This window comes from bacterium, assembly GCA_021372515.1.
Lineage (GTDB): Bacteria > Gemmatimonadota > Glassbacteria > GWA2-58-10 > GWA2-58-10 > JAJFUG01.
In genome coordinates this window covers 1-5227 of sequence record JAJFUG010000222.1, presented here as the reverse complement: position 1 = coordinate 5227, position 5227 = coordinate 1, and the positions used below count along the sequence as shown (strand labels likewise).

The 5227-nt window shown below is 63.1% G+C and carries 5 protein-coding genes; all 5 read left to right on the top strand.

Going from position 1 to position 5227, the window contains the following annotated elements:
* Positions 1-245, top strand: a 245-nt coding sequence (locus LLH00_19640) for a hypothetical protein (protein ID MCE5273497.1), incomplete at its 5' end; no start/stop codon positions are given.
* Between the two features lie 243 nt (positions 246-488).
* Positions 489-2840, top strand: a complete 2352-nt coding sequence (locus tag LLH00_19635; protein MCE5273496.1) for a hypothetical protein — start codon at positions 489-491, stop codon at positions 2838-2840.
* Between the two features lie 145 nt (positions 2841-2985).
* Positions 2986-3591 carry a bifunctional phosphoserine phosphatase/homoserine phosphotransferase ThrH gene (gene thrH, locus LLH00_19630; protein ID MCE5273495.1) on the top strand — a complete coding sequence of 202 codons (606 nt, stop codon included), beginning with the start codon at positions 2986-2988 and terminating at the stop codon, positions 3589-3591.
* A gap of 84 nt (positions 3592-3675) precedes the next feature.
* The gene (locus tag LLH00_19625) at positions 3676-4953 is read left to right on the top strand and encodes a Gfo/Idh/MocA family oxidoreductase (protein ID MCE5273494.1); all 1278 of its coding nucleotides are present in this window, start codon (positions 3676-3678) and stop codon (positions 4951-4953) included.
* Positions 4954-5002: 49 nt separating this feature from the next.
* On the top strand, positions 5003-5227 hold a 225-nt coding region (locus tag LLH00_19620), incomplete at its 3' end, for a hypothetical protein (protein MCE5273493.1).

Genomic DNA, 5227 nt, shown 5'->3' with positions numbered 1-5227 from the left:
TCCGTAAACACTTAAGATTGACGCAGAGTCTCGGTTTGGACGAGTTTGCGGCCCCCGCTGGCTTTGCTGCTTTGGCCGAAACCAAAGCAGAAATGAGACGGTCAGCTTCAAACTGCAAGTTCCTAACCGGACAATGCTGGTCGGCGGGAGACTTGAGGTTCTGGATGAAAAACATCCGGATGATTATTATCCGCTGGATGAAAATCTACCAGTCAACCTTGTGCAGACAGTCCTGTCAATCCTGATAACCTTTTTAATCAAGAAATTACCGGATCAACCCATAATGGCATGCTTGTTGTATTGATTGAACCGTCACCCCTGACTTGTTCCGGAGGCAGGGGTGTCCGGTCCTGTCCGTGTTATATCCGTCAGTTCCCTTTATCGGGGGCCGGTCTTTTCCGGGGGGCAAGCACTCCGTTCCGATTACACCCTTCTTTTGCCCGGCATGCCGAGCGCGGTTCAGTCTTTGATATAGGGAGATGGGACAGATGAGGATACAAAGAATTTGCCTGTTGAGTTGTGTGTGCGTGCCGCTGGCCGCCTTTTCCCTGTTCGCCCTGGGATTACGGGGGGACTTCAACGGCGACGGTCGTCTGGGGGTGCTGGATGCCCTGACCCTTCTCGTGCGGGGCGCGGCCAACCCCGCGGACAACAGCCTGGATTTCAACGGTGATGGGCGTTACTCGCTGGCGGACGCGGTCGCGTTGGTCCGTCAGGCGCGCGACAACAGCACCCAGTCCGGCCCGGACACCGGGGAGCACCAGGCCCTTCCCGAGGGCGCCCTGGCTGTGGATTCGGCCGGGGTCTGCGCCGTGGAGGGCGGGCTCTACATGCTCACCCGCGACATCTCCAGCCCGGTCTCCACGCTGTTCCTGGCCAAGGATGTCACCCTGGACCTCAACGGCTACACGCTCACCTACGCGGATGCCGGCTACGGCCACGTGCCCAACGGCGGGTTCGAGGACGGACTCACCGGCTGGGACATGAGCAAAGCGCCGGGAGTGGAGCTCAAGGACACCCGCACCACCCATACGTTCATCGGGGACAAGATCCTCTACCTGCCCTATCAGCAGGAGGTTGTCTCGGGCTGGGTCGATCTTCCGGTGGCCAACCGCACCTATTACGCCATGTGCGGGGTTGCGGAGCAGGAAATGGTCATCTCGCTCTATGTCGAGGACTCCCTCGGGAACCAGGTTTACAGCCAGTTCACTTTCGGCTCCACGGTGCGCCAGACTTGCCCGGAGCTTAACCGCTCGCCCAAACTGGGGGGCGGGTTCGTGTTCGCGCAGTTCAACGGAAAGCCAGCCGGGCGCTACCGGGTGCGGGTGCGGGCCGAGTCGGGCGGCGTGCTGATCGATGAGGTCGATATCCGCCCGGCCATGGATGTGGGCGTGGGGATAGTGGACGGCACCTCACCCTGGTCATACTATAAGTGCATCCTGGACGGCGACTATGCCGCGTTCACCGACTACAACCAGCCGGGCCAGGCCGGCGCCCCGCTCGCCTGGGTCCCGCGGGTGAGCGGAAGCGGCACGATCACGATCCGCAACGGCGTGATCCGCAGCGGCGCTGTGGGCGTGCGCTCCTGGGGCGTGCAGTCCACGGCCGGGGACGTGAACGTGGTGCTGGAGAACGTGCGCTTCGAGGCCTCCGGGATCAACACGTTCGCCGTGGATGTGCCCCAGGCGGCTGTCCGCAACTGCCGCTTCGAGATGGACTCGCCCTTCATCATCGACCGCCACCGCCAGGTCGACCAGCCGGTCAGCCTCCGCGGCCCAGGCTCCTCCGAGGTCGCCGACTGCCAGTTCATCGGCGGCCAGGGCAACCTCACCGTCTCCGGCGCCAACTCCTCGGTCCACGACAACCTGTTCGTCAACCGTCAGATGGTGACCAACCACTACAGTCTGGGCATCGGTGACGGGGGCAAGGTGTACAACAACCGCTTCGAGCCGGAGGTCGGCTCGGGTATCCTGATCGGCAAGGCGAACGGCGTGGAGATTTACGACAACGTGTTCCGCGTGGCCGCCTCGCCGCCCACCTGCGAGTACGGGTTCGAGGACTACAGCGTGAACGCGATCCGGGTCACGGACTACAATTCCCCGGCCGGCCAGGGCGCCTCCGAGATACGCATCCACGACAACCGCTTCTTCATCACCGGGCGCGACTACCCCGAGCGCGCGGCCTATATCCCCATGGCCTACGCGGTTTTCCTGAGTGTGGGCGGCGGCACGGTCTATGTCTACGACAACGATGTCACGGTGGAACATCAGGACCCGGGCTCCAAGGCCCTGGCCGCGGCGTTCTACGTGGGCGGATCGGACAACGGCGGCCGCTGGTGGGGCAACACTGTCACCTCCAATGTACCCGCGGTCTGGTTTGCCACTTTCTACGGCTCCGCCAAAGACGCCGTGTTCACGGACAACACTTTCCGCGCCGGGGCGAACGCGGTGAGCGGCCTGGTCCCGGTGCGGATCGGTTATGCCGGAAACACGGCCGAGAGGCTGGAGTTCCGCTCCAACCGCTGCGAGGGCATGGATTTCGCAGTCCAGGCCACGGAGGGCGGGAATTCCTGGAAAGTCTACTGGACCCTCGATATCTCTGTTGCCGACGCCCAGGGCAACCCGGCGGCAGGGCAGGAGGTGGTTATCACCGACCGCAGCGGGACCGAGGCCGCGCGACAGTCCACCGGCGCGGATGGCAGGCTCAGCCTGGAGCTGCCCCAGTATTTCGTACAGGCGGGCGCAAGGACGGACTTTTCTCCCTACAAGGTCAGCGCCGGCGCTGTTTCCGACACTCTGAGCCTCGGAGCCAACCGCAGCTTGAACCTTGCCCTGCCCTGAGTTGCACCGTTCGGTGCGGGGAAGGGGAAGGCCTTGACTCTCCGGGCGGAGGGCATTATATCTTTCATTTGTTTTTCAGCCTGAACTTTTAGCTTGATTTTACCCCAATGCCACCCGCCAAGTGTGAAAAACGGAGAAAAAACAGATGTCGCTCGTTACCTGCCTCGACCTGGAAGGCGTGCTGGTGCCGGAGGTCTGGATCAATGTGGCCGAAAAAACCGGCATCGAGCAGTTGCGCCTGACCACCCGGGACATCAATGACTACGATAAGCTGATGCGCATGCGGCTGGATATCCTGGCCCAGCACAAGCTCAAGCTGGCCGATATCCAGGCCGTGATCCGCAGCCTCGACCCGCTGGAGGGGGCGCTCGACTTTATCAACGAGCTGCGCCGGGTCTGCCAGGTTATCATCCTCTCGGATACGTTCTACGAGTTCGCCGACCCGCTGATGGAAATGCTGGGCCGTCCCACCCTGTTCTGCAACAAGCTGGTGGTGGACGGCAACGGCATGGTGACCGATTACCGCCTGCGGCAGAAGGACGGCAAGCGCATGGCGGTCAAGGCCCTGCACTCGCTTCAGTTCAAGGTGGTGGCCTCGGGCGACTCGTACAACGACACCGGCATGCTGAGCGAGGCGGACGCCGGGGTGCTGTTCTGCCCGCCGGAGAACGTGATCCGCGAGTTCCCGCAGTTCCCGGTCACCCGGACCTACGCCGAGCTACGCGCCCAGATCGGCAAGCACCTGGGCTGAGACGGCCCGACAGTGTTGTCCCCCGGCTGCATGGCAGGCGGGGGGATGTTTCAAATTGAGCCTCATTATAAACCGGAGCCGAAAATGAAGAAAATTCTGACCGAAGAGAATATCACGCGGCGCGATTTCCTGCGCGCCGGCACCGGAGTCGTGGCGGCCGGCGCGGTCGGACTGGCCGCCCTTGGCGCCCCGGCTATCCTGAGCGCCCAGAACGTGAACAGCAAGATCAGCCTGGCCATGATCGGCACGGGCAGCCGCGGCTGCTCGATCATCCAGGCGATCAAGGACCTGCCGGACACCCAGTTCACCGACCTGTGCGATGTCTACCCGCCGCACATCAAACAGGGCGTGGACCAGCTCGGCGACCCCAAGGTGCGCACCTGGGAGGCCTGGGAGAAAGTGCTGGAGCAGAAAGACGTGGACGCGGTGATTGTGTCGCCCCCGTTGTTCCTGCACGTGCCGATCAGCACGGCCGCGCTGGATGCCGGCAAGCACGTGTTCAGCGAGAAAAGCCAGGGCCTCACGGTCAAGCAGCTCAACCAGATGCGCGACGCGGTCAAAGCCCACCCGGACAAGGTCTACCTCGTGGGCTACCAGAGCCGCCTGAACGAGGCGATGACCGAGAGCAAGCGCCTGGTGGCCGAGGGCTCCATCGGCAAACCGGTGATGTTCTACTGCCATTTCGACCGCAACCAGACCTGGAAACGGGACGACGTGGAACCCAAATGGGAGCGCGTGCTCAACTGGCGCTTGTATAAGGAATACTGCGGCGGCCTTCTCACCGAGGTGACCTCGCACGAGATGGACCAGGTCCTGGACCTGCTGGGCACCATGCCCACGGACGCCACGTTCCACGGCAGCATCGAGGTGTACAAGGACGGGCGCGAGCACCACGACAACGTGATGGGCACCTGGATGATGGAGGACGGGGTGATCGGCGTGGGCACCGGTTCGCTCACCAGCAGCACCATGGGCATGGGCTGGTCCCTGCTGGGCACCCACGGCAGCATCGAGAGCGCGGGCGGCGAACTGCGCCTGTACTGGGAGAAGGACGTGCGCCATCTGGACTCGTTCGGGATCAAGCACAAGTTCACCGCGGTCAAGCTCGGCCAGAGCCTCGACACCACCGGCAGCATGAAAAGCAATCCCGGCAAGGTGCTGCAGTTCAAGGTGGACGGTGACTACGACCTGGCCACGGCCCGCGAGTTCACCCATTTCTACGACTGTATCAAGAACGGGACCAAGCCGATCATGGACGTGGAGAGCACCCGCAAGTCCTCGATCTCGGCCCTGATGGCCTATACCTCCTCGATGGAGGGCGGCCGCCGCGTGACCCGCGAGGAACTGGAAGCCCAGGGTTGACCTGGGGGCGGCCCGGCGCCGCCCCGTACAATTGTCCGCGAGGTGTGACATGCAGGGCACAGACCGCAGGGATTCGATCAACCGCCGCGATTTCCTTATCGGCGGCGTGGGAATGGCCGCCGTTCTGGGGGCGCCGGCCATTGTCCGGGGCCAGAACCTAAACAGCAAGATCAGCCTGGGCATTGTCGGCACAGGCAGCCGCGCCTGCGAAATACTGCGCGCCACGGCCGATCACACCGAGCGTATCATCACGGATGTCTGCGATATCTACCCG